The 23,514-nt window shown below is 51.6% G+C and carries 20 protein-coding genes; 9 read left to right on the top strand and 11 right to left on the bottom strand.

The window, feature by feature from the left end; genetic code table 11:
- Positions 1 to 20 precede the first annotated feature (20 nt).
- Positions 21 to 2,132, bottom strand: a complete 2,112-nt coding sequence (locus ACR64Q_RS19705) for a hypothetical protein (protein ID WP_313732835.1) — start codon at positions 2,130 to 2,132, stop codon at positions 21 to 23.
- Between the two features lie 295 nt (positions 2,133 to 2,427).
- Between ACR64Q_RS19705 and ACR64Q_RS19700 the strand changes: the two genes are divergently transcribed.
- Both ACR64Q_RS19700 and ACR64Q_RS19695 read left to right on the top strand, forming a co-directional pair.
- The gene (locus tag ACR64Q_RS19700; protein WP_020484269.1) at positions 2,428 to 2,634 is read left to right on the top strand and encodes a cold-shock protein; all 207 of its coding nucleotides are present in this window, start codon (positions 2,428 to 2,430) and stop codon (positions 2,632 to 2,634) included.
- A gap of 212 nt (positions 2,635 to 2,846) precedes the next feature.
- A complete protein-coding gene (locus ACR64Q_RS19695; RefSeq protein ID WP_020484270.1) occupies positions 2,847 to 3,113 on the top strand; it encodes a hypothetical protein in 267 nt (88 codons plus the stop codon).
- A 228-nt stretch (positions 3,114 to 3,341) separates the two neighbouring features.
- Here ACR64Q_RS19695 and ACR64Q_RS19690 read toward each other — a convergent pair whose 3' ends face one another.
- Positions 3,342 to 4,022: a zinc ribbon domain-containing protein gene (locus tag ACR64Q_RS19690; protein ID WP_026602579.1), complete on the bottom strand. Its 681-nt coding sequence runs from the start codon at positions 4,020 to 4,022 to the stop codon at positions 3,342 to 3,344.
- Positions 4,023 to 4,282: 260 nt separating this feature from the next.
- Between ACR64Q_RS19690 and mutY the strand changes: the two genes are divergently transcribed.
- The 3 genes from mutY to ACR64Q_RS19675 all read left to right on the top strand — a co-directional run bounded on the left by mutY (position 4,283) and on the right by ACR64Q_RS19675 (position 6,304).
- Positions 4,283 to 5,350: an A/G-specific adenine glycosylase gene (mutY, locus tag ACR64Q_RS19685; RefSeq protein ID WP_313732834.1), complete on the top strand. Its 1,068-nt coding sequence runs from the start codon at positions 4,283 to 4,285 to the stop codon at positions 5,348 to 5,350.
- Entirely contained in the window at positions 5,334 to 5,603 is a 270-nt protein-coding gene (locus ACR64Q_RS19680) for an oxidative damage protection protein (RefSeq protein ID WP_036275993.1), read from the top strand. Before mutY ends, ACR64Q_RS19680 begins: the two co-directional genes overlap by 17 nt.
- 155 nt (positions 5,604 to 5,758) lie before the next feature.
- Complete coding sequence (locus tag ACR64Q_RS19675) at positions 5,759 to 6,304, top strand: globin family protein (RefSeq protein ID WP_313732833.1); 546 nt, start codon at positions 5,759 to 5,761, stop codon at positions 6,302 to 6,304.
- 59 nt (positions 6,305 to 6,363) lie between these two features.
- Here ACR64Q_RS19675 and ACR64Q_RS19670 read toward each other — a convergent pair whose 3' ends face one another.
- From ACR64Q_RS19670 to aceE, 4 genes are all read right to left on the bottom strand, one after another.
- Complete coding sequence (locus ACR64Q_RS19670) at positions 6,364 to 6,810, bottom strand: hypothetical protein (protein ID WP_313732832.1); 447 nt, start codon at positions 6,808 to 6,810, stop codon at positions 6,364 to 6,366.
- Positions 6,811 to 6,907: 97 nt separating this feature from the next.
- Complete coding sequence (lpdA, locus tag ACR64Q_RS19665; protein WP_313732831.1) at positions 6,908 to 8,323, bottom strand: dihydrolipoyl dehydrogenase; 1,416 nt, start codon at positions 8,321 to 8,323, stop codon at positions 6,908 to 6,910.
- Positions 8,324 to 8,333: 10 nt separating this feature from the next.
- Positions 8,334 to 9,626 carry a 2-oxo acid dehydrogenase subunit E2 gene (locus ACR64Q_RS19660; protein WP_313732830.1) on the bottom strand — a complete coding sequence of 431 codons (1,293 nt, stop codon included), beginning with the start codon at positions 9,624 to 9,626 and terminating at the stop codon, positions 8,334 to 8,336.
- Positions 9,627 to 9,639: 13 nt separating this feature from the next.
- Positions 9,640 to 12,312 carry a pyruvate dehydrogenase (acetyl-transferring), homodimeric type gene (aceE, locus tag ACR64Q_RS19655; protein WP_313732829.1) on the bottom strand — a complete coding sequence of 891 codons (2,673 nt, stop codon included), beginning with the start codon at positions 12,310 to 12,312 and terminating at the stop codon, positions 9,640 to 9,642.
- A 284-nt stretch (positions 12,313 to 12,596) separates the two neighbouring features.
- Here aceE and ACR64Q_RS19650 point away from each other — a divergent pair, with 284 nt between their 5' ends.
- Positions 12,597 to 13,208: a VPLPA-CTERM sorting domain-containing protein gene (locus ACR64Q_RS19650; protein ID WP_020484279.1), complete on the top strand. Its 612-nt coding sequence runs from the start codon at positions 12,597 to 12,599 to the stop codon at positions 13,206 to 13,208.
- Positions 13,209 to 13,270: 62 nt separating this feature from the next.
- On the opposite strand, the gene ACR64Q_RS19645 is transcribed toward ACR64Q_RS19650, so the two are convergent.
- Both ACR64Q_RS19645 and ACR64Q_RS19640 read right to left on the bottom strand, forming a co-directional pair.
- Positions 13,271 to 15,106, bottom strand: coding sequence for a retention module-containing protein (locus tag ACR64Q_RS19645; protein WP_313732828.1), 1,836 nt, complete (start codon positions 15,104 to 15,106; stop codon positions 13,271 to 13,273).
- Between the two features lie 112 nt (positions 15,107 to 15,218).
- On the bottom strand, positions 15,219 to 16,823 hold the full coding sequence (locus ACR64Q_RS19640) for a protein adenylyltransferase SelO (protein ID WP_313732827.1): 1,605 nt from the start codon (positions 16,821 to 16,823) through the stop codon (positions 15,219 to 15,221).
- Positions 16,824 to 16,933: 110 nt separating this feature from the next.
- Between ACR64Q_RS19640 and bamE the strand changes: the two genes are divergently transcribed.
- Together bamE and ACR64Q_RS19630 are read left to right on the top strand one after the other, a co-directional pair.
- Complete coding sequence (bamE, locus tag ACR64Q_RS19635) at positions 16,934 to 17,278, top strand: outer membrane protein assembly factor BamE domain-containing protein (RefSeq protein WP_026602570.1); 345 nt, start codon at positions 16,934 to 16,936, stop codon at positions 17,276 to 17,278.
- A 12-nt stretch (positions 17,279 to 17,290) separates the two neighbouring features.
- Complete coding sequence (locus ACR64Q_RS19630; protein ID WP_313732826.1) at positions 17,291 to 18,232, top strand: peptidoglycan DD-metalloendopeptidase family protein; 942 nt, start codon at positions 17,291 to 17,293, stop codon at positions 18,230 to 18,232.
- On the opposite strand, the gene ACR64Q_RS19625 is transcribed toward ACR64Q_RS19630, so the two are convergent.
- Both ACR64Q_RS19625 and ACR64Q_RS19620 read right to left on the bottom strand, forming a co-directional pair.
- Complete coding sequence (locus ACR64Q_RS19625; RefSeq protein ID WP_313732825.1) at positions 18,229 to 20,469, bottom strand: PAS domain S-box protein; 2,241 nt, start codon at positions 20,467 to 20,469, stop codon at positions 18,229 to 18,231. The two genes, ACR64Q_RS19630 and ACR64Q_RS19625, sit on opposite strands and share 4 nt — an antisense overlap.
- Before the next feature lie 143 nt (positions 20,470 to 20,612).
- Entirely contained in the window at positions 20,613 to 21,812 is a 1,200-nt protein-coding gene (locus ACR64Q_RS19620; protein WP_313732824.1) for an MFS transporter, read from the bottom strand.
- Positions 21,813 to 21,969: 157 nt separating this feature from the next.
- On the opposite strand from ACR64Q_RS19620, the gene ACR64Q_RS19615 reads away from it, so the two are divergent.
- On the top strand, positions 21,970 to 22,755 hold the full coding sequence (locus ACR64Q_RS19615) for a dienelactone hydrolase family protein (protein ID WP_313732823.1): 786 nt from the start codon (positions 21,970 to 21,972) through the stop codon (positions 22,753 to 22,755).
- Here the strand turns inward: ACR64Q_RS19615 and ACR64Q_RS19610 are convergent, their stop codons facing one another.
- On the bottom strand, positions 22,756 to 23,451 hold the full coding sequence (locus ACR64Q_RS19610) for a TetR/AcrR family transcriptional regulator (protein WP_313732822.1): 696 nt from the start codon (positions 23,449 to 23,451) through the stop codon (positions 22,756 to 22,758).
- Between the last annotated feature and the right edge of the window lie 63 nt (positions 23,452 to 23,514).

The raw sequence follows: 23,514 nt of genomic DNA, 5'->3' as shown, positions 1-23,514 counted from the left end.
GTCTGGCTTAACTGCCTGACCTAACGGCTCTGTCCGTACGCATCGCGCAAAATCTGTTCTGCGTCACGACCTGCCTCCGCCAAAGCTTGAGCTCTGGCGATGGATAAGCCCAGGCCGTGCCCGGCACCTATGCCTGTAAATTGCCAAGTCTGGTCATCGGCAGCTGTTACCGAATCAGGACAAGAAGGTAGTTTCAGGGTGTTGCGAAAAATCTCGCAACTGAGCAGCTCTTCGCTGGTCGGATAAAATAATCTGATAAACAACTCGCCATCTTTGTGCCGTTCGCGGCGAATATCCAGAATTTGATTTTCCGTAAACACCCGGCGCAACTCCTCGCTTGAGAGCTGCCTTTGCCAGCGCTGATCACCGCCGTTGGCAAACGGCAACCAGTTCAATCCGGATTCGGTCGCCAACTGGTCCAAAAGCTGTATTAAAGCAATATCGATATGACTGCTACGACGTAGCTTGTTCCCAGGCAGTTCGCCGAGATAGACCATGCAATGCGTGGTATCGCAAAGGGAGCTTGATTCATTATGCCTATGGTTACCGTGACTGCCGTTCCAGGCGATCACCGCTCGCATCGCTTCGCGGGCACTGCCAGCCAGATTTTGTGCCTCGGCAGCCAACACACCATCGACATAACTATCGACATCGGTTTCCAGCACAATCGGCCCCTGTTCGTTTGTTTGTCGCAGAACACCTTTCACCACCCGCTCGGATCGGCTGCCACGTGCGCTGGAAACGATCCTGATTTGCCCGCAAACCGTAAAGCGCCCGTGTTGGTTAGCCACTAACGGACAGTCCGGCTCCGCACTCCAGCTATCTGGATCGGTAGGCGTTAACAAACTAACCCTAACCGCAGCAAAACGGGCCGGATAGTCGTGCTGCCAGTTTCTTAACAAGGCTGCGGCTTTACTTAATATTGACGCGCCATTGACGCCGCGTTGCCTAAATATCGCCAGAAATACCGGATGCGTAGCCGGCCAGGCCAGCAGTAAATGACCAGCCAAGGGGTGGCCGTCAACAGTCGAAACCGTGCCGGTTTTGGCTAGAACTTGAAGTTGGCGCAACAGCTTTCTATCTGTCTCGCTTTGCCCCGCCAAGGTGGAGTTGGGCAAGATACCGTTTTGGCTCAAGCCACGAAAATAATCGGGCTTGGATAGCAAGGCTGCCCGCATCGCCAAGGCCAATTCCGGCAAATTGGCTTGTAAGGCAAAATCGCCGTCGGCATTGCGTTCGCCCAGATAAGAGCGCCAGGCTTGCGGATCCGATGGAGCCACTTGAGCTGGAAGATTTTGCTCTTTAATCGGCGACAATAACAGACGATAGCGCTCGATTTGAAATTGCTCGCGACGCTGCAATAGCTTTTCAGTCTCGCTCGCCGCCAGTTCTGCACCCAGCAAATCAGCATCGGCTTGTGCCAATGCCGCAGCATACGGAATTTTCAACAGCGACCCAGGAGGTAAACGACTGGATTGATCCCCGCCGCTCGTCAATATCCGCCCGGACAGTAGGCTCATCAACAGATACGAGCTATCTCCGGCATCGTCGAACGCCACGCCCAGTATTTCAGTTAATTTTGTCGACACGGTACAAGGTTCTCGGGGCCAGCCGGCATTAACCAACAATCGCGCCAATACCGCCCGGTCATTGCCATCTAATTCGGCGCCCTGCCTAACCCGATTCTTGATGCTTTGTAGTTCAAGTTCACTGGGTAAACGTCCGGGCTCGAGATCAGCCAACTCGCCGCTGAAATGCATCGCCCCGGCTTCTTCTGCCCAAGCCGGTAGACGACCGCCACAGCTGCGATGACTGGCTTCGTGAAACAGTTCGTGACGCAGATACACCGCTTCGCTCAGCCCACCCTGCGGTTGTTGTCGCAGATAAATACTGCCCGGCCGCCAGCCGCCGGCATGATTGCCGCTAAATGCCCCGCTAGTCAACGCGGGGAATACCCGCACCGGATCATCCTCGCTAGGTATCTTGTAGCCCTGTGCCGCGAGTTCGCTAGCGGCAACAGTTGCGGTTTGCCGTAATTCAACTTGCTGTGTTAGCGCCCCGAAAAACAAAATAGCCGCACCAACATCAAACAAATATTGCCGCCTGATGCATCGTTTTAATGAAGCATTCATTGGTAGTTGGAGGTTTAAGCTGAGCATGGGTAATCCCGCAAATTGCCGAATAGCGAAGATAGACTAGGAAGTGTCTAAATACTGGATTTTACGATTTAAATTGACAATCAGTCGAATCAGCCTAGAATGCAAGCCAGCTAGAAAATACGATTTACCCTTTGTTTACCAGCTCGATGTCTCTACAGTAGTCCTTCGTCCTAGTTTTTCATTAAGTAATTTCCACATTTACCAGCGTGACCCGCCTTACTTTAGCTAAGGCTTTATCTAAATTTTTATAGGACTTATTATGTCTACAATGACAACTGGCGTCGTAAAATGGTTTAACTCTGACAAAGGCTTCGGCTTTATCGAACAAAAACAAGGCCCTGACGTTTTCGTACATTTCAAAAACATTTTGAACCCAAACAACAGCTACAGAACGCTGGATGAAGGTCAACACGTACAATTCAAATTGGGCCGCGGCCCTAAAGGCCCTCAAGCCGAAGAAGTAACCATCGTTTAAAGATTAAGCCGTAGTTGCCAACAGACACCTACGGCTTTTTTGTTAGATAAAGTGGAAATCAATCGCGGTTTCCACTTTCGTTCTCCCCGTTTCATTCCAGCACACTGGGTAGCTTTCAAAAGCTTCTAGCAAAGCATTCAGCAGACTAAACTTTAATTGTCTGCAATGGTCCAATAGCCATTACAAATTTCAATCAAGCAAAGAGGTGAATCATGTCGTTAAAAAACGAATTCGAAAGTTTGCTCGTTAATCTGGATTCGGTTCGCGAAGAACTGCAACTGAAGCTGCATTTGGCTTCCATGGATGCCAAAGATGAATTTGCAGAAGCGGAAAAACAGTGGTTGCAGATTAAAAGTAAAGCCGCTGAAATTGCCGACGAGTCGATAGAGACTTCCGAAGAGTATATCGCCAAGGCCAAAATTGTTGGAGAGGAGTTGAAGGAAGCTTATCAGCGAGTAGCCAAGCGTCTTTCCGAGTGAACTGCCTAAACTCAAAAAGCTACAGCTTTAATTGATTCAGTGCAAGCCTTGCCGTTAGTGCAGGCTGGTTAATAAGGTTGTCGTCTTTGGGTATGCAGCACGTTCGTACAGGTGGTCAGCAATTTTGCTGACCACTGCGGCTTGAAACCAGTGAATTCAACGTCGATTTTGCAGTGTGGCTAAGATATTGAAGTAGCGTTGCGATTTCCGCTGTAAATCCAGCTTTCCTCAACTGTCAGTAACTGTTGTCTTGCCAAGCTTCGATCCACAATTCTGGCAATATTGTTGATCAACCGGAACAGTGGTTTCGCATGCGGGACATGTATTGGATGACTGGGTTTTGTGTCCGCAGGTATTACAAAAATGAGTATTTGCGGTAATGTCGGCGCCGCATTGCTGACAGGTCAATTTTTGTTGGGGGAGAAACCTTGATAACATTTCAACCAGCTTGGCAACGGTATCGACCAAGTAAGTTGCATGGCTATACGCCCTGACCACAAACCAAATACTGACGCTTACGATCAGAATGATCGCGCTACTATGGTAAATCGTTCTACCTAAGCTATCGACGAACGGCGCCAATAACTCCCAAAACAACGCCTGCACTGTAATCAAAATCAACAGAGCGGTTAACGGCTCCGCAATGCCTTTGGCAAACGACAACGCACCGCCGCTATTGGGAATGGCTTCTATAACGTAGCCGGCAAAAAAATAAAACAAGATTAATCCCGCCAGCCTGGCGAAAAACCAGACTACGGCCGCAGCCTTGAATACACCCGCCACTTCCAATTCCGTCATTACTGGTACTAGCGTAATTAATTTGCCTATTGTCAGAATGCTGGCAATCGTAATGAATAGCTGGGCGGCCCGCTGCCATGCGTTGCTCGATGAGGAAATCAAAGAAAACATAGGCGTTCAACTCCTGTTTTTTAGGGGACTGAATTTGAATCAATCATTAGCTCGTTGAACGAGAGTGATTCCTTAGGTAGAGAATATCACACAAAAAAGCGGATAACCCTCGCTGCTAAAACTGTAGAAGTTCAAACACTGTCTGGCTATTTACGGCTTGGAGACCACAGTCGAAAAACGGTTTTTTGCCTTATCTAAATCCTTTACGGTACTATTCAGTGGCAATGCGTAATTGATTTTCCCTTCTCCCAAACGACATCATGTCCCCCGAACAATTCCAACAAAAACTCTTTAGCTGGTTTGATAATCATGGTCGCAAGGATTTGCCATGGCAACGGGACATTAATCCTTATCGAGTTTGGGTGTCGGAGATTATGTTACAGCAAACGCAAGTCGTCAGCGTGATTGCATATTTCAATCGCTTTGTCGCCAGATTTCCAACGGTGCAAAGCCTGGCAAGCGCAGAACTGGACGAAGTCTTACAGCACTGGTCCGGGCTTGGCTATTATGCGCGCGCCAGAAACCTACACAAAACGGCACAAATCGTTGCCGACAATGCCGGTATATTCCCGCAAACCGTCGCAGAACTCAGTGCCTTGCCCGGTATCGGCCGCTCCACTGCGGGGGCGATACTTAGCATTGCTTGCGGGCAAAGTCAGCCCATATTGGACGGCAACGTCAAGCGCGTACTGGCGCGGTTTCACGCCGTGCATGGCTGGCCAGGCGACAACAAGGTTGCGGGGCAGCTTTGGCAAATTAGTCAGCGCTACACGCCGACGCAAAGAACCGGAGACTATACGCAGGCGATGATGGACTTGGGGGCCACGCTCTGCACCCGCAGTAAGCCGCTATGCGACATCTGCCCTATCGCAGACAGCTGTCAGGCCAGGCAGATGGGTGTAATAAAGCAATTGCCAGGCTCCAAACCTCGCAAGGATTTGCCGGTCAAACAATTGTATTTTCTGCTGTTGCTAGACAAGGAAAATCGGATATTGCTAGAAAGACGGCCACCGACCGGCATTTGGGGAGGATTATGGAGCTTGCCGGAGTTTGCCGATCTCCAGGCTTTGCAAGACTGGTGTCTACAGCGCAATCACCGAATCCATACCTCGCAAACCTTGCCTAACCAGCGCCACAGTTTTTCGCATTATCATCTGGATTACATCCCGTTGTTGGTGAAACTGGAAAACCCCATAAACAATGTGATGGAAGGCGAGCGGGCGGTTTGGTATAAAACCGCCGAGATTAAAACTTTAGGTTTGCCGGCGCCGATCAAGCGTCTGCTGCAACAACATTTCACAGAGGATCAAAATGACGAGAATGATTAAATGCGTAAAACTGGGCGTTGAGGCTGAAGGTCTGGATGCCCCGCCGTTTCCTGGTGCCAACGGCCAACGCATTTTCGATCATGTATCGAAACAGGCCTGGAAGGACTGGCTAGCGATGCAAACCATGATAATTAACGAGCAGCGGCTATCCAGTTTCGATCCGGCCGCAAAAAAAATATTGGAAGCCGAGCGTGAGAAATTTTTATTTGCAGGAGGGTTCGAGTTGCCGGAAGGCTATGTGCCGAAAAAATAGTGCCGGGTGGGCTTTAGACGCGTTGTCAGATTGGTAGTATTAAAAGGCCATCTGTACGGCTTTTGTATAATGTTAATGCGGTTAAAATATTGACAAAATGGCTGTAACTGGAAAGCTCAGGATGTATATCAAAAACTATCCTCCGGAGAAAAGTTATGAGCGCAACTGTAGCAAATCAGATTCATGCCTTGCGAGCCACTCCCGGCGATCATGTCCTGGTCGGTAAAATAGTGGATGTGTTTTATGCAAAAATGCTGGACGACTATCGGATTAACCGCTTCTTCTTCAGCCGCCCGGCTGCTGAGCAGGCCGGTGCCCTAAAAGCTTATTTGAAAGCTTACTTCAATAGCTTCAATAGTGCCGATGAGAGAGTATTAGAGGCATTGGACGGGTATTTTACGACAGCGTTTGCCCGCACTAACGCCAAACCGAGTTTGGTTACCGGTAACGATTTTGCCTTCCTGCTGGATATCGTTGGTGGGCAAGAAATAAGAAGCATCACCTTATTAACGCCGGCTCATTGTTTTTTGATAAAGCTCGGTCCTGACGATTTCCATTACGACATAGTGATGGAGCATTTGGCCGCCTCTTTAAAACAATTGAATATCGCCGAAGATTTGGCTTATCAAATCATGGCTTTGGCGGAAAAAGGTAGAGATGGTTTGTTGGCTAGAGGCGTTGAAGTTAAGAAAGCCGCTTGAATAGCGTTTTAGTAGCTCGGGTTTCTCTCTCTTAGGGATTGCCTAAGAGAGCATTATCACTAGCTGTCGTCCTTGATCATTGCAACAAGAAAATCTACGAAGCTATGAATGGCTAAGCCGGTGCCCACTGCGGTTGCCATGTTTGCCAGCAATTTGCCGACAACGCCTAAAAGCTTTTCAAGCAGTTTGTGGCCGCCGATAATTTCTATTCCGTACAGCAAAAATTCGCCTAAAAAATGATTGATGACTGCGAGCTTTAGATTTAGCTGGGTTCCCAATAAGCCTTGCGCTAACAAAGTGTGGGTTTCGGCACGTTGCAAGCCGTCTTTTAACGCCGAAAAATTCGGATTAAGTTCCATCCAGGCTTTTTTATAATCGTCGCGAAATTTCGGTTGAAAATACTCGCCGTTATTTATCACCTTCTCTAAAAACTGCTGCAGAGCATCAACGAAATTCAGCAACCTTTTTCTGTCATCCTCGCCAGCCCCAAAGACAAATTTTTCCATTGCTGTTCCTTCTATATGATGTCGGCGTTCTCACCGAAAAAAAATTGCAGGCTGACTTTTAACCCGCTCACGAATTTTGCGCTTAGCAAAATAAGGACTATTTCTTTACATACAGGTCGGTAATCGTCCCCTCTATCATTTCCGCCGCAAACGCAAAGGTTTCGGATAAAGTTGGATGCGGGTGGATGCTCAGACTAATGTCCGTCGCATCCGCACCCATTTCCAAAGCCAGCACGGCTTCTGCGACTAATTCGCCCGCACCAGGCCCGGTAAAGCCGGCACCAAGAATACGGCCGGTGGTTTTGTCAGTCAGTATTTTGGTAATACCTTCGCTACGGCCCAGCGCCAAAGAGCGACCACTGGCGGCCCAAGGGAATACGGCTTTGTCGAATTCCACACCTTGCTGCTGTGCCTGGGTTTCGGTTAAGCCCATCCACGCAACTTCGGGATCAGTGTAAGCGACCGAAGGAATGGTTAGTGCGTCGAAACCGGCTTTATGGCCGGCAATGACTTCGGCGGCGATTTTACCCTCGTGCGTGGCTTTGTGGGCCAGCATCGGATTGCCGACGATGTCGCCGATCGCGAAAATATTGCTGACGTTGGTGCGACCTTGCTTGTCCACTGGGATGAAGCCGCGTTCGTCGACATTCACACCGGCTTTATCGGCATCGATCAGTTTGCCGTTGGGACGGCGACCGACTGCCACCAACACCGCGTCGAACACCTCCGACTCCGGTGCGCCTTTACCTTCCATCGTGACTTTGATGCTGGTATCAGTTGCTTCCATGGCCTTGACACTGGTTTGCAGCCACAGGTTTTCATACTGTTTTTTGATCTTGCGTTGTAGCGGTGTAACCAAATCTTTGTCGCAGCCGGGGATAATCTGATCCATCAATTCCACGACGCTGATTTTCGAGCCCAACGCATGGTAAACAGTCGCCATTTCCAGACCGATAATACCGCCACCCACGATCAATAATTTTTCCGGGATCGATTTCAACTCCAGCGCATCGGTCGAGTCCCAAACGCGTGGATCGTCGTGCGGAAAGCTGGGGATTTTGGTCGGCTGCGAGCCGGCGGCGATAATTGCGTTGTCGAAAGTAATGGTTTGCGCGCCGTCTTCACCGGTCACGGTCAAACTGTTGGCCGTGGCAAATTTACCCACGCCATTGATTACGGTGACCTTGCGTTGCTTGGCTAATTTGCCGAGGCCTTGATTCAAGCTTTGGCTGACGCTTTGTTTCCAGGCACGGATTTGGTCCAAATCGATGTTAGGCTTGCCGAAACTGACGCCGTGTTCCGCCATGGCTTCCGCTTCATGTATCACTTGCGCGGTGTGCAACAAAGCTTTGGACGGGATACAGCCCACATTCAGGCAAACCCCACCCAACACCGGATAGCGCTCAATCAATACCACTTGTTTGCCCAAATCGGCAGCGCGGAACGCAGCCGTGTAACCACCTGGGCCGCCGCCAAGTACCAAAACTTCAGCATGCGTGACAGAATCGCTCATATCCTTACTCCTACAATAACAGCCGGCGAATGTCGCCCAGATAAGATTTCAATGCTTCCATAAAACGTGCGCCTTCGGCACCGTCTATGACGCGATGGTCGTAAGTAATATCCAGCGGCAACATCAGTTTCGGTTCAAACGCAGAACCGTTCCAAACCGGCTGCATCTTGGAGCGGGTTACGCCCAAAATCGCTACTTCAGGCGCGTTGACGATAGGCGTAAACGCGGTGCCGCCGATGCCCCCCAAGCTGGAGATGGTCATACAGCCGCCTTGCATGTCGGCCGGTTTTAATTTGCCGGTTCTGGCCAGTTCGCTTTTCTCCGCCAGCTCGTTGGACAACTGGAAAATACCTTTTTTATCGACATCGCGAATCACCGGCACGACTAAGCCGTTCGGGGTATCAACGGCAATACCGATATGGAAGTAATGTTTGAAGATCAGTTTTTCGCCGTCTGGAGACAATGAGCTATTGAAAGACGGGTATTTTTGCATTGCCGCTACCAGCGCCTTCATGATGAAGATTAGGCCGGTGACTTTAACAGCGTCCTTCGCTAAGCCAGCGTTGACCGACTTGCGGAAGTCTTCCATGGCATCGATAGCCACTTCGTCGTGATAAGTCACCAAGGGCAAATTCAGCCAGACGCGAGTCAGGTTTTGGCCGGTCAGACGCTTGATTTTACTCAGCGGTTTTTCTTCAATTTCCCCGAATTGGGTGAAATCGACTGCTGGAATTGACGGAATGCCTGCGCCGCCAGTCGAACCGCCGGAGGCCATGACTTGCTTGACGAAGTTTTTCACATCGTCTTGCAGGATCCGACCCTTACGACCGCTGCCGGTTTGGATCTTGCTCAGGTCCACACCCAATTCGCGGGCAAAGAGTCTGACGCTAGGCGTGGCGTGCGCTTTAAAACCTTCACTGCTAACTGCGACAGGTGCAGCAGGCGCCGCAGCAGGTTGGGCGGATTCTACTTTTGGGGCTTCCGCAACTGGAGCAGGAGTCGGTTCGACTGGGGCTGGCGTGGCTGCCGGCGCCGGTTCGGCGGGAGCCGCAACGACTGCTTCTCCAGCTTCAAGGGTGGCGATCAGCGTACCCTCGGAGACTTTATCGCCCGGTTTAATGTGTACGGTTTTAATGGTGCCGGCCGCGCTGGAAGGTAAATCCATCGTGGCTTTATCGGTTTCCATCACAGCCAAAGTTTGTTCAACAGCGACCACGTCGCCGGGTTTGATCAGTACTTCGACGATGTCGATTTCAGGGACGTTACCGACGTCGGGGACCTTTATTTCAATTACAGAACTCATATGTCGCTTTCCGTTAAATCAACCAAGGAGCGGTTGCGTCAGGGTTGATGTTGTATTTCGCGATTGCCACTTCGACCTTGGCAGCATCGAACTCGCCGGCTTGCGCCAGACTATGCAAAGCGGCGATAGTGACGTGGTACCGGTCCACTTCAAAGAAACTCCGCAGTTTGGCGCGAGTGTCGGAGCGACCAAAACCGTCGGTTCCCAGTACCGTGTAAGACGCTTTTACCCAAGGCCGGATTTGTTCGGCAAACGCCCGCATGTAATCGGTAGCGGCAATAATTGGACCTTTACTGTTGTCCAGGCAGTGCGCGACATGCGTGGTACGCGGTTTTTCGGTCGGATGTAAGCGGTTCCAGCGCTCGCAGGTTTGGCCATCGCGAGCCAGCTCGGTAAAGCTGGGGCAGCTCCAGATATCGGCGTCCACACCCCAATCATCGTGCAGCAATTTGGCGGCTTCGATTACTTCGATAAAAATCGTGCCTGAACCCAGTAACTGCACCCGTGGTTTTTTGCTGTTCGGGCCTTTTTTGAACAAATACATACCTTTCAGGATGTCGGCTTCCGCACCTTCCGGCATGGCCGGCTGGTCGTAGTTTTCGTTCATCAAGGTGATGTAGTAAAAAATGTCCTCCTGTTCGACATACATCCGGCGCAAACCGTCCTGAATGATCACCGCCAACTCGCAAGCGAAGGTGGGGTCGTAGGAGTAGCAGTTGGGTACGGTAGCCGACATCAAGTGGCTGTGGCCGTCTTCATGTTGCAAGCCTTCGCCATTGAGGGTGGTTCTGCCGGCGGTGCCGCCTAGCAGGAAGCCGCGCGTGCGTTGATCGGCCGCAGCCCAGATCAAATCGCCGACGCGTTGGAAACCGAACATCGAGTAATAGATGAAGAACGGAATCATCGGTACGCCGTGAGTCGAATACGCGGTACCTGCCGCGATCCAGTCGCACAGACCGCCCGCTTCGTTGATACCCTCTTGCAACACCTGACCGTGCTTGTCTTCCTTGTAAAACATCAGCTGCTCGGCGTCTTGCGGCGTATAGAGCTGGCCAACCTGCGACCAGATACCCAGCTGACGGAACATGCCTTCCATACCAAAGGTGCGTGATTCGTCGGGAACGATAGGCACCACACGTTTACCGATTTGTTTGTCCTTGACCAAGATGTTCAGGATACGGACGAAGGCCATGGTGGTGGAAATTTCGTGCCCTTCGCCGGTGCCCTCTAACAGACCTTTAAAAGCAGATAAGGCGGGAATTTCCAAGGGATAAGCTTTCGCGCGGCGAGCCGGCAGATAACCGCCCAGATCGACGCGGCGCTGACGCAGGTAATTCAATTCCGCAGAGTCTTCCGCAAAACGCAGGTAAGGCAGATTGATCAACTCTTCGTCGCTGACCGGCAATTGATAGCGGTCACGGATATATTTGATCGATTCCATGCTCATCTTCTTCTGCTGATGGCTGGTGTTTTGCGCTTGTCCCGAATCGCCCATGCCGTAACCCTTGATGGTTTTAGCCAGAACCACGGTGGGTTGGCCGGTATGGTTGACAGCCGCATTGAATGCGGCGAAAACTTTGATCGGGTCGTGGCCGCCGCGATTCAATTCCCAGATGTCGCGGTCGGTGTAGTCTTTCACCAGTTCCTGCAATTCCGGGGTGTTGAAGAATTTTTCCCGGACGTAAGCGCCGTCCTTGGATTTGAAGGTTTGATAATCGCCATCGACGCATTCCATCATACGTTTAACGATCAAGCCGTCTTTGTCGCGCGACAAAATAGCATCCCAGCGCCGGCCCCAGATCACTTTTATGACGTTCCAGTTAGCCCCGCGGAAGTTGCCTTCCAGTTCTTGTATGATCTTGCCGTTGCCGCGCACCGGACCATCCAGGCGTTGCAAGTTGCAATTGACGACGAAAATCAGGTTATCCAGTTTTTCGCGACCGGCCATACCAATCGCGCCCAAGGTTTCTGGTTCGTCGGTTTCCCCGTCGCCCAAGAAGGCCCATACTTTACGACCGTCGGTATTGGCAAAGCCGCGATTTTGCATGTAACGCATGAAGCGGGCTTGGTAAATGGCCATGATCGGGCCGAGGCCCATCGATACGGTGGGGAATTGCCAGAAGTCCGGCATCAACCAAGGATGCGGATAAGACGATAAGCCGTTGCCGCCGACTTCCTGCCTAAAGCTGTCCATTTGTTCTTCGCTCAAACGGCCGAGCAAGAAGGCGTGAGCGTAAGTGCCTGGTGCGGAATGGCCTTGCGAGAAAATCAGGTCGCCGCCGTGTTTGTCCGAGGGCGCGTTCCAGAAATGATTTTGCCCTACGTCGTACAAGGTAACCGCGGAAGCGAAACTGGCGATATGGCCGCCGACATTGGTGTATTTATTCGCGCGCAAAACCATCATCATTGCGTTCCAGCGCACGTAAGAGCGGATGGTGCGCTCGATGTCGGTATTGCCTGGGAATTTGGGTTGTCGATCTATCGGGATGGTGTTGATGTAAGGGGTGTTGGCCGAGAACGGAATGTCCATGCCGGCTTGTCTGGCGGTACTGAGCAGAGTTTCAATCAAAAAGGTGGCGCGGTCGCCACCTTCTTTTTCTATCACCGCTTGCAGTGCCTCCATCCATTCTAGGGTTTCAGCAGGATCAATATCGTGTTTGGCGGCAATATCGGTATTGTTGGTCATTACGGAACCTTGGAAAACGTTGGATTAGCTTAAAAAGGATACCCGAAATGACTGGTTTGAGCATACTTTTTTAGCAATCCGCTGCCAGCAAATCTGGCTAGAATCCAAGTAAAACCTGGATGTGGACAAAAACCGCAGCGGTTTAGTTTTTCCAAACCGGCAAATGGCTGTTGCCTGGTTAGAATTGAATTGGATTTAATCCGTTTCAGCCCTTAAGTACAGGTGGCTTTGCAAGCCGACATGACGTAAAATTTGTGCCAGTACTCATTTTTAAGGAAATCCCTATGCGTAATCAACTAGTTAAACCCTTGGTTGCCTTGTTTCTTTCTACGGCAAGCATAGAAGCTAGCGCTGGGCTGGTCAGTTTTACCTCGACTGAGTTCCAACAAACCCAGGATGGACAGCTCTTTACCTTCACGATTGATAATGCGCCTTTGGCGGATTTAGTGACCGGCAGCTTCACTATCCATGCGCGTGGAGATTATTCCATCAACGCATCTACTGCCAATCCTGAGAACATCGCCGTTACATTCGAAAGCGTTATCAGCAATCTGAAATTCGCCCCTATTGCTCCACCAGTTAACTCTAGTTCTGTCTTTGTCGACGCCAACAATTACAGCACGGTTACAAACGCCGATTTGGTCGAGTGGTCGCGGAGCACGCCGCTACCGGGTGCTTTATTGCAGAGCTGGACACAGGACAATAAAATCCTTATCACCTTGGCACTGTCACCTGATGTGACCGCGGACTTGAATGCTGGACAAGGCAGCAACCCTTTTGTCCAAGCCACTATCACGTATACGACTTCGGCAGTACCTTTGCCGGCTGCAACATGGCTGTTTTTGTCTGGTCTGATTGGTATGGTAGGCTACGGAAAACAGCGCAAAGCAGATTAAAGCTTGTTCCCAGGCAACAAAAAGCCGGCTTATGCCGGCTTTTTGTTGCGAAATGCACTTGATTAATGAATAACGCTATCGGGGTGTTGCAAATCAGGCAGCACACTGCTGATGCCAGTATTGAGCAATGCGCCGGTATCGACGGTAAAGCTACCAACGCCGGTGCTATCGCCATCACCATCTGTTGCACTAAAACCAAACTGTAATTGCAGGTTTTGTGGCGCTACGCTGCTATATTGCAGACCTCCCACCGCGAGTTTGCCAAAATTAACCTGGATTTCCAATCTGTCATAACCACCAACCACATCAATCGGGTCCGTAAGCCCACCTCCAGCAGGCGTGCTAAATATAACCGTTCCAGTATCAACTTGGGTTAGCCCTCTATAAGCTGTCCAGGTAAAAACATCCAAAGCACTACCAACATCGGCTTCATTGAGTTGCACCGAGTTTACTAATTGCGGGGATGTAATATCGAAACCGCCGACAGTACCAAATCTGTAGGTTATTACTTCCGATGTATCCAAAAATCTATCACCCACACCGACGTCATTGTTTGTTGAGTCGATAAACAGGTTGCTGCCCTCAACAAGTAGAGAATTCCCTACAGCAACTTTTCCGGCACCGAAAGCCAGCGCGGCACTGCCAAAATCTAGCGTGGTGCTCGGCGCAGCAGGCAAATCCAAAACATCGTGTAATTCCAATTTGTACGCACCATCTACGGCGCCGTTAACTGTCGGCAGCAGCGAAAATACCATGCGGTCAGCACTGAGGTCGGCAAATGTGGTCGTCAGGGCACCGTTATCGACAAAAGCATAAAGCTCTTGTAACTGGTCGCCGTTGCTATCGACAATCAAATAAGAAATACCGTCCGCTCGAGACGTTAAAGCCCCATTATTGTTTATCAAATTTACACCACCGGCACTTCCAAAGCCATCAAAACCCAGATCGTAATCAATCAAGCCCGTTAATGTTTGACCTGCGGCATCTTGTAAAATCCCGTTGCTGTTTTTGACGAAGGGTGCGTCATCAAACACGTTCGCGCTAAACGTCGTATTCGCGACTCTACCGTCCTGATCGGTTAACGTCGCGGAGAATGTAAAGCCAATAGCCGGCGATTCCGGTGTGCCCGTGTTTATGTGGGTCAAAGCGTTTAGCAAGGTGAAGGTATAACTGCCATTGTTCACAACTACCTGATAAGAGCCGTCGTTAGCTGTCAGGGTTTGCGTATTACTATCCCAAGTCGCTCCAGTTGCCGACAAAGCTACTGATAACGGCGTTTGGCCGTTAATGCTTAGCGTACCGGACTGAGAAAGTAGCTGGCTGGCACTGCTTTCGTCCACAATGACATTAGTAGCGCTGCCGACTATCGGGGTAGTGGCAGTGGCCTGGTCTGGATTCAATATCAAAACTTCCTGCACAATCGGCGGAAATGCCACCTCTGGCCCCGTGGTGTCGAAACCGTTAGTGACAGGTGCCACGGGGTTGAGGTATTCGACAGTAACCGGCACATGGCCTTCGTTACCTGCTCCCGGTGCGCCTCCGGCACCCGGCGCTCCGCCGGCGGCGGTAGCTTCGGCTATTGCCGTCGGATCTGCGCCGGCCAGTAAGGCGGCTTGAATTTCTTCGGCGGAGAGTCCTGCCGGTTGCGGGTTTTGCGCGGTCTGAGTGGCTTCGCCCTGTTCTTGCAATACGGCACCCAGTTGCATGCTGTCATTGCCGCCCATGTCAACGAAGGAGCCATTGGCAAGCTCTATCATCACCGTGCTGCCTTCGGCAGTGGTCAAGAGATCGGTCGGGTAAACGCGGTCGCCCACCTGCAAAATACGTTTACTGCCGTCGGCGGCAATGGCGGTAACGGTGCCGGTTGCGATTTTAACGATGCCGATTTCTTTGGCCATGCTTTGCTCCGGAGATTATTCCAAGTAAATAACGTGATTTAGTGGCCGAATAATAAGCTAATTTGAACAAGTTGACATAGTACCTTGGTTCGAAATTTGCCCAGATGAGTCGTTAGGAACTGCACGACAACATGGAACAGCCGGCGCGCTGCTTAGCCCAATCGGGCCGTTTAGCTGCAAAACTCTGTTTATCCGGTTGTTCGGCGTAAGGGTGGCGCAACACATCGAGCAATTCCCGGACTAAAGAAAAATCGCTTTGTTCCGCCTGGTCAATAGCCAATTGCGCCAGGTAATTACGCAATACGTATTTCGGATTGACCGCATTCATTGCTGAACTGCGCTCCAGCGGTAGTCTAGCGTCGCGCTGACTGCGCAGGCGATAAATGGCGAACCAGCGGGTGGCTTGCTCCATGATGTCGTCGGTCAACGGTTCGTAGCTGGTGCGTTGCAATAGTGCTAAAAATTGCGCCGGCGAATTGGATTCCGCGCCTACATCGATATCGGCCAGCTGCCGATAAAACAAGGTCATATCGGTTTCTGCGGCTTGCATGAGCTGCGTTAGTTCCTTTACCAAGGCATCGTCTTCGCTGGGCTCGAACATTGTTAGGCCCAATTTGGCGGCCATCATCGCCTGCCAGCCGGCATCGAAGGTTTCGGTGTAGGCCAATAAGGCTTGCTGCAAACTTTCGGCACGCATAATCAAGGGGTACAAAGCGTTGGCGAGTTGTACCAAATTCCAATACGCAATTTTCGCCTGATTACCGAACCGGTAGCGGCGGCCTTGCGCATCAGTGGTGTTGGGGGTCCAGTCCGGATCGTAATTTTCCAGCCAGCCGTAAGGACCATAATCGATGGTCAAGCCCAGTATCGACATATTGTCGGTGTTCATCACCCCGTGCACGAAACCGACCCGCTGCCAGTGCACGATCATTTCGGCCGTCTTGCGGCACACTTGTTTAAACCATTCCAGGTAGACGGGAATCGATGGCTCACCCAGCTCCGGAAAATCGGTGCGAATGGTGTAATCCACCAGTTTTTTCAGCGAGTCGATGTCATCGCGCGCGGTGAATATTTGAAAACTGCCGAAGCGGGTAAACGACGGAGCCACCCGGCAGACCACTGCGCCAGGTTCCATTTGCGGATTACCGTCATAGAACATGTCGCGCACCACTTGCTTGCCGGTCAGGATTACACTCAAGGCGCGGGTGGTCGGCACACCGAGATGATGCATGGCTTCGCTGCACAAAAATTCACGTATTGACGAACGCAGTACCGCCAAGCCGTCGGCGCTACGCGAATACGGCGTGACGCCGGCGCCTTTCAGTTGCAAGGTATAACGTTGGTTACGATTGTTAACGACTTCGCCCAAGTTGATGGCACGGCCATCGCCGAGCTGACCGGCCCAATGGCCGAATTGATGGCCGCCGTAGCACATCGCATACGCTTCCATGCCTTTTGCTAGCCGGCTGCCGGCGAATACTTGGCAAAAATCTTCCGATTCGCAAATCTCGGCGGATAAGCCCAAATCTTCCGCGACTTCTCTGGAATAAGCGACTAACCTGGGTTGCTGCGCCGGTGTCGGATTGGCCCTGGAATAGCACGCTGCATAAACTTGGCGCCGAAAATTGTCCGGTTCGGGATCACCTGGCAACTCGCGGATAAAACGATTGTCGAAGTTCAGATTATCTAGGGCTGAATTGTGGTTTTCGGTAGGCATGATGACATCTTATCGGTGGCTAAAAAATTTTCGAATCGCGGCTGGAACCGGCTAAGATAAGCCACTAACAGCTAGTTTATATCAATCAACTTTTCAATTAGGGAATACAAATGAACAATTTTCTTGCAAAACGCGGACCACGCGCTTTTGGCTTTAGTTCACTTCTATTAGTCGCCAGCCTTGCGACTACGCAATTGACGGGTTGCTTTACTGTCGGCCAAGAGTTTTCCCCCGTCAGAGTGCCGGAAATCAAGGTCGGCCAAACCCGTAAGCAAGATATTACCGAAATGTTCGGCACGCCTTGGCGCACCGGCATGGAAGATGGTAAGCCTACCTGGACTTACGGGATCTACAAATATGCCTTGTTCGGCGGTAACGATTCCCAGGATTTGTTGATTCGTTTCGACGCGCAAGGTGTGGTGCGGTCTTACACCTTTAGTTCTACCCGCAAATAATCGCGGTGGCCGGTGCTTGCCCGCGGCATTTTAGCGGTTTCGCTGTTATTGGCGTCCGGTAGCGGCGTAGCGAAAAAGCTTTATAAATATCAGGATGCCCAGGGTAACTGGTATTTTACCGATCAGGCCCCGGCATCTAATCAGCCGGTAGAAGTCAGGCAATTAAAAGCCGCCAATCCTAAACGCGTTTGGCTGGAAAAAACCGCGGATGACTTGCAGCCGAGTTTTTTTGCGCTGAACGCCTATCCGGGGCCTATAGAGTTGGCAGTCGATTGGCGAGAGCGGGAAAATGTCAGCGCCAATCCGGATTTGCCGCGCCGCTTTGTCGTTGAATCCGGACAGTCCGGCAGCTTGTTTTCGCTTATTCCCAACGAGAGCGCCGGATTTTATAGCGTCAATCTGCAATACAGTTATGTGGTTGGGCGGCCGTTACCGGGCTATGTGAGCCAAACGCTTTATAAGCCACCCTTGCCCGCCGGCGCGCAGTTTCAAATTACCCAAGCTTTTAATGGACCATACAGTCATCACGATTCACAAAACCGCTATGCGGTAGACATTATGATGCCGGTTGATACGCCGATTTACGCGGCTCGCGGCGGTATCGTATTAGAAGTGGAAAACGATTACACCGGCAATGGTACCAGCCAGGCTTTTGCCGCTAAGGCCAACAGCATCAGGATCTTGCATGAGGACGGCTCCATGGCCGTTTATGCGCATCTGGCGTTGGAAAAGGCTCAAGTCTCGCCAGGAATGCGGGTGGCAACCGGGCAGTTGATCGGTTACTCCGGCAATACCGGCCTGACGACCGGGCCGCATTTGCATTTTGCGGTGCAGATTAATCACGGTATGGAGCTGATTTCGGTACCGTTTCAATTCGCCGATGCGGAGGGGCTGGCAGTGGAGCCAAGGCTTGGTCTGTGGCTATATGGGCCTTTGCAGGTAAACGGCAATTAGCCTTCTGCTGCGGACCTAAAAAACCGGAAACATCCGCGACCGGCGCATTTGGCTTGATACATGGCATTATCGGCGTTTTTCATCAGGGTATGTGCTTCCAAGCCGTCATCCGGATAAACGGCAATACCTACGCTGGAAGAGATATCCAGGGTGTGTTGTTGAATCACAAATGGCTGATTCAAACTAGCCAAGATGTTTTCCGCTACCAATCCGGCCGCCGCTTGTCTGTCTAATTGACTGAGCAAAATCACAAACTCGTCGCCACCCAAGCGCGACACGGTATCCGTTTCGCGCTTTACGCATGCTTCCAGGCGATTCGCCACTTCCTTCAACAATAAGTCGCCGACATCGTGGCCGAAGCTGTCGTTGACCGGCTTGAATTTGTCCAGATCCAGATAGAGCAAGGCCAGCAAACCGTGCTCGCGTCTGGCCTGAGCGATAGCCTGATGTAGACGGTCGATCAGCAAGGTGCGATTGGGCAGATCGGTTAGTGCGTCAAAGTGGGCCAGATGATGAATGTGTTGCTCTATGGCTTTACGCGCCGTTATGTCCATCATCGTGCCGACATAATGAGTAATTTTGTCATCCGCGCCTTTCACGGCGCTGATGGTGAGCCATTCCGGGAATATATTGCCGTTCTTACGCCGATTCCATATTTCGCCTTGCCAGACGCCCTTGCTATCGATTGATTGCCACATCTCTGCAAAAAACAGCGCGTTGTGAATGCCGGAATTGAGTAAATTCATTTTTTGACCGACGGCTTCTTCGCTGGCGTAGCCGGTAATTTCGGTGAACGATTTATTAACCTTTAAAATCACGGCATTGGCATCGGTAATCATCATGCCCTCTTGCGATTCGAAAGCCGTAGCGGCAATCCGCAGTTCGGTGTCCAGGCGTTTACGTTCGCTAATGTTTTGCACGAAGGTAAAACTCAGTTCCAAGCCATTGTGAGCGATGTAGTGGCAGGTGAGCTCGACAGGGAAAATCGTGCCGTCCTTACGCCGATGCCGACTTTCGTGGCTGACGATTTCGCAGTCGCGCAAACGCCCCCAAATGCTCGACCAGGCACTGGCCGGAAAGTCCGGATCGAATTCCCAAGGGCTCATACCCACCAATTCGTCCCGCGAATAGCCCAAGGACAGACACGCGTAATCATTGACGTACGTCACCATGCCCCTGGGATCAAGACAGAAGAAAGCGGTCTTGCTTTTATCGACCATGGTTTTGGTCAGCCACAACTCGTTTTCGATCTTCTTTAGTTCGGTGATGTCATCGTATACCCCCAATACCCCGATGGTTTCACCCAGACTGTTCCGCAGTGGCGCTTTGGAGGTTCGCAGCAGAATCTCCCGGCCATCGGGAGTGGTTTGCGGCTCTTCGTACGCCAGCTTAGGCACATTGGATTGCATTACGAGGCGGTCATCGGCACGGTAGATTTCCGCCTGATCCCGCCAGGACAATTGGCTATCGACTTTGCCGACAATGTCTTCAGCCCTGGCCAAGCCGCAATCTCCAGCAAACTGGGAGTTACAGCCGAGATAGCGCGATTGCGGATCTTTCCAAAACACCCGCGTGGGTATGGTTTCGATCACCGACTGCAATAGGCTACGCGACTCGGCGAGCGCGTTCATTGCTGCGATGCGTTTGGAAATATCGTAGAGCAACACCAACTGCATTTTATGATCGGCTCCACCTATACGTGTGGCGGTGGCCATTACGTGTTTGGTCAGACCGTTTTTGCAGCGGATTTTGATTTCCAGGGGCTGAAATTCAAGGTCGTCATTTTCGAAGCGCTTTTGCCATTCCGCGCTGATCGTTTCACGGTAAACAGGATCGGGGAAGGCCTGTAGTCGCCATTCGGATAGGTTGGGAATATCCCGGAGCTCGTAGCCGAAGACCTTGGTAAACTCCGGATTCAGCATTTGCAGATTGCGCTTGTCGTCGAATAATGCCAGCGGAATGGGTAGTGCGGTGACGATAGTACTCAACTGGGTATTATCGTCGTTCAAACTGCTCAGTTGATCTAAAAAGACAATAATCATCGCGCAGATCAACGACGCCACAATCAGGGAAGCGACCAAGCCGGTCAGCAGGTAGTCGAAGCTGATTTCGCCTTTCAGCAGCAAATCCATCATCGCCACAATAGATTCGGTGAGCACTGTCGCCAGAACCACCGAAATCAGCCAAAGCTGGTATTTATTGATACGCTGTAAACGGCTGAGAAGGATGTATTTCAAACTAGGCTTTAGGTACTTATTCGGCTGAAAAGCTCGGCCATTTACGAGATTATTTGTACGCTAAAGCTTACATGCTTGTAAGCTTGTTGCAAAATTTTTCGGGAATTTTTCCTTTTTTTAGTCTATGGCTATGCAAATGGCAGTCAATGATCAGCTTTACCTCTGCGCTGAGTGATGAGGATGAATAGCGCAATCAAACAAAATCCGGCCCCGGCGTAAAACGTAAATTCGGCACCGTAGCTATCCCACAGCAAACCCGCCATGACGCTAGCCAACAACATGGCGATACCGCCGACCAGATTGAAAAACCCGTAAGCGGTGCCGCGCAGGTCGGCCGGCGAAGTATCGGCGACCATTTTTGCCAGCAAGCCTTGGGTCATGCCCATGTGCCCCCCCCAAAGTCCTACGCCGCCCAGCACGATTCGCCAGTCGGCGCTACTAGCCAGCACCAAGTCGGCGGCGATTAGCACGACCAGTCCCCAGCCCAGCAATTTGCGATGCGATACGCTGTCGGACAGGCGGCCGAATGGGTAGGCCGTGGCCGAATAAACGATATTCATCGCCACCATTGCCAAGGGTAACAGCGCAATTGGAATACCGCTTTGTTGTGCACGCAATACCAAAAATGCCTCGCTGAAACGCGCCAGCGTGAAAACCGCGCCGATAGTCACTACTCGCCAATAGCCGGCGCGCAAGCGTTGCAGATTGGCGCGCTTGATCGGATTGCCGTGTTGCGAACGCTGTATACGCTTGGGTTCCCGCACGCCAAACAGTAACATCATGACCGATAACAGGCCGGGAATGACCGCCACCCAAAATACCGCCCGAAAATCATTAGCCCACAGTAGCATTAGTGCTACTGCCAGCAGTGGCCCGAGGAATGACCCTACCGTGTCCAGCGATTGCCGTAGGCCAAAGGCCGCGCCGCGAATTTCCGGCGGGGTAATGTCGGCGACCAGCGCGTCGCGCGGGGCGCCGCGTATGCCCTTGCCGACCCGGTCCAGCAAGCGCGCCGTCAGGACCATACCGCTGCTGCCGGCAATCGCAAACAAGGGTTTGGTCAGTGCGCCCAGGCTATAGCCGATCAAAGCCAGGCTTTTGCGCTTGCCCAGATAATCGCTGAGCACGCCGGAAAACACCTTCACGATTAGCGCAGTCGCTTCCGCAGCGCCTTCGATTAAGCCGATGCTCAAGCTACTGGCATGCAAGGTGGTGAGCATGAATATCGGCAGCAGGCTGTGGATCATTTCCGAGGAAATATCCATCAACATACTGACAAAGCCCAATGCCCAAACGCTTTTGGGGATTTGTCGCCAGATGGGTTTTGCGCCGGAGTGCGTCATGGAGTTTAATTTTGCCGTTCGTTTATAGGAAATCAGTGTGTCTAGTTTGCTGTAAAACACGCCGCAAAGGTGGAATTTTATCGTCGCAAGGCCCGAGAGATTGACAATGCCCGTTAGCGATGTAAACGTAAGGACATTTTTTGAATGGGAGGTTTTTATGATGCGCGGTTTATTCTTTTTGGCTTTATTGTTCAGTTCCGGTTTGCAAGCGGCATTACAGGAGCAAACCGTGAGTTATACCGCCGGCGATACCACGCTGAAGGGCTATCTGGTATGGGACGACACCAAGGGCGAAAAACAGCCCGGCGTGTTGGTGGTTCACGAATGGTGGGGCTTGAACGACTATGCCCGGCAGCGCGCGAAGATGTTGGCGGAGCTGGGTTATACCGCGCTGGCGGTCGATATGTACGGCGAAGGCAAATCCAGCGAGCATGCCGCCGAAGCCTCAACCTTCATGAACAGCGTCGTGGAGCGGGCCGGTGTTTCGCAACTGCGTTTTACGGCGGCTTTAGCCTTTTTGCAAAAACAAGCCAGTGTCGATAAGGGCAAGATTGCGGCTATAGGCTATTGTTTCGGCGGCGCGACAGTCTTGAATATGGCGCGGCTAGGTACCGATCTGGCGGCGGTGGTGAGCTTTCACGGCAATCTGGCAACGCAAACCCCGGCGCGGGCCGGGCAGGTGAAGGCGCGGGTATTGGTGTTGAACGGCGCGGCCGACGAATTCGTCAGTGCCGATAGCATTACGGCTTTTGAAAAAGAAATGACCCAAGCCGGTGTGGATTATCGTTTTGTCAACTATCCCGGTGTACGCCACGGTTTCAGCAATCCCGATGCCGACAGGTTGGGCAAAGCCAACAATTTACCTATTGCTTACAATGCCGACGCGGATAAACAATCCTGGGAAGCCATGCAGCAGCTGTTTCGCGAAGTTTTCAAGCAATAGCTAGTCTTGATTCAAATCGCCGGCAGTCGGCGCGTAGGCTCTGATAAACACGCTGACGGCGCGTTCGACTGTCGCTTTAACTTCTTTGGGTTTCAATTCCCGGCGGGCGTTGAACAAGCCCGATTCGTACACTTCCGATTCCAGTAGGCCGCGAAAATGCGCGGCCGCCACATGAGGATCGGCACGCCGCAACTGGCCGGCATTCATTGCTTGTTCGAAAAATTGCGCGGTAAATTGCATGCCTTTGGCGGGGCCGTTTTCGAAAAACAGGCGGCCGGCTTCCGGCTGATTGGCGGCTGCGGCGATCAACATGCGCCGGGCCGCCAAGCTTTTCAAGGTCAGAAAATTACTCATCACACCTTCGCCGAAACGTTGCAAAGTTGCCGTCAAGTCGTCGGAAGGTTGCAATAGCGCCAGGACCTGGTTGACCTGGTCTGGCAACGTATCAAGAGGCGCACTGCCGCAGTTCGGCATCAGTAACGAAAATAATTGCTCACTGTGGCGATCTGCGGAACGCCGCGCCAATTCCAGGAACAGCTGTTCCTTGGAGCTGAAATAGTTATACAGCGTGGCCTTGGAGTGGCCGGCGGTAGCGGCGATTTCCGCCATGGTCGCTTGTTCGAAACCGACTTTTTCAAACATGGTTTTTGCCGCATCCAGAATGGCTTGGCAACGTTCTCCACTTTTTTTCCGCATGGAACCTCCCTTATTCAAACGTGTCGGCTGAGTTTCGAGCGATAGGCCATTGTTTGGCTTATT

The sequence above is a fragment of the Methylomonas sp. 2F7 genome (assembly GCF_057126975.1).
The sequence above is the reverse complement of the archived record's forward strand: the minus strand, read 5'-3'. Positions and strand labels throughout refer to the sequence as shown.

Coding starts and splice junctions, on each gene's coding strand:
- ACR64Q_RS19705 (WP_313732835.1), bottom strand. CDS start 2,132: ATGAATGCTTCATTAAAACGATGCATCAGGCGGCAATATTTGTTTGAT.
- ACR64Q_RS19700 (WP_020484269.1), top strand. CDS start 2,428: ATGACAACTGGCGTCGTAAAATGGTTTAACTCTGACAAAGGCTTCGGC.
- ACR64Q_RS19695 (WP_020484270.1), top strand. CDS start 2,847: ATGTCGTTAAAAAACGAATTCGAAAGTTTGCTCGTTAATCTGGATTCG.
- ACR64Q_RS19690 (WP_026602579.1), bottom strand. CDS start 4,022: ATGTTTTCTTTGATTTCCTCATCGAGCAACGCATGGCAGCGGGCCGCC.
- mutY (WP_313732834.1), top strand. CDS start 4,283: ATGTCCCCCGAACAATTCCAACAAAAACTCTTTAGCTGGTTTGATAAT.
- ACR64Q_RS19680 (WP_036275993.1), top strand. CDS start 5,334: ATGACGAGAATGATTAAATGCGTAAAACTGGGCGTTGAGGCTGAAGGT.
- ACR64Q_RS19675 (WP_313732833.1), top strand. CDS start 5,759: ATGAGCGCAACTGTAGCAAATCAGATTCATGCCTTGCGAGCCACTCCC.
- ACR64Q_RS19670 (WP_313732832.1), bottom strand. CDS start 6,810: ATGGAAAAATTTGTCTTTGGGGCTGGCGAGGATGACAGAAAAAGGTTG.
- lpdA (WP_313732831.1), bottom strand. CDS start 8,323: ATGAGCGATTCTGTCACGCATGCTGAAGTTTTGGTACTTGGCGGCGGC.
- ACR64Q_RS19660 (WP_313732830.1), bottom strand. CDS start 9,626: ATGAGTTCTGTAATTGAAATAAAGGTCCCCGACGTCGGTAACGTCCCT.
- aceE (WP_313732829.1), bottom strand. CDS start 12,312: ATGACCAACAATACCGATATTGCCGCCAAACACGATATTGATCCTGCT.
- ACR64Q_RS19650 (WP_020484279.1), top strand. CDS start 12,597: ATGCGTAATCAACTAGTTAAACCCTTGGTTGCCTTGTTTCTTTCTACG.
- ACR64Q_RS19645 (WP_313732828.1), bottom strand. CDS start 15,106: ATGGCCAAAGAAATCGGCATCGTTAAAATCGCAACCGGCACCGTTACC.
- ACR64Q_RS19640 (WP_313732827.1), bottom strand. CDS start 16,823: ATGCCTACCGAAAACCACAATTCAGCCCTAGATAATCTGAACTTCGAC.
- bamE (WP_026602570.1), top strand. CDS start 16,934: ATGAACAATTTTCTTGCAAAACGCGGACCACGCGCTTTTGGCTTTAGT.
- ACR64Q_RS19620 (WP_313732824.1), bottom strand. CDS start 21,812: ATGACGCACTCCGGCGCAAAACCCATCTGGCGACAAATCCCCAAAAGC.
- ACR64Q_RS19615 (WP_313732823.1), top strand. CDS start 21,970: ATGATGCGCGGTTTATTCTTTTTGGCTTTATTGTTCAGTTCCGGTTTG.
- ACR64Q_RS19610 (WP_313732822.1), bottom strand. CDS start 23,451: ATGCGGAAAAAAAGTGGAGAACGTTGCCAAGCCATTCTGGATGCGGCA.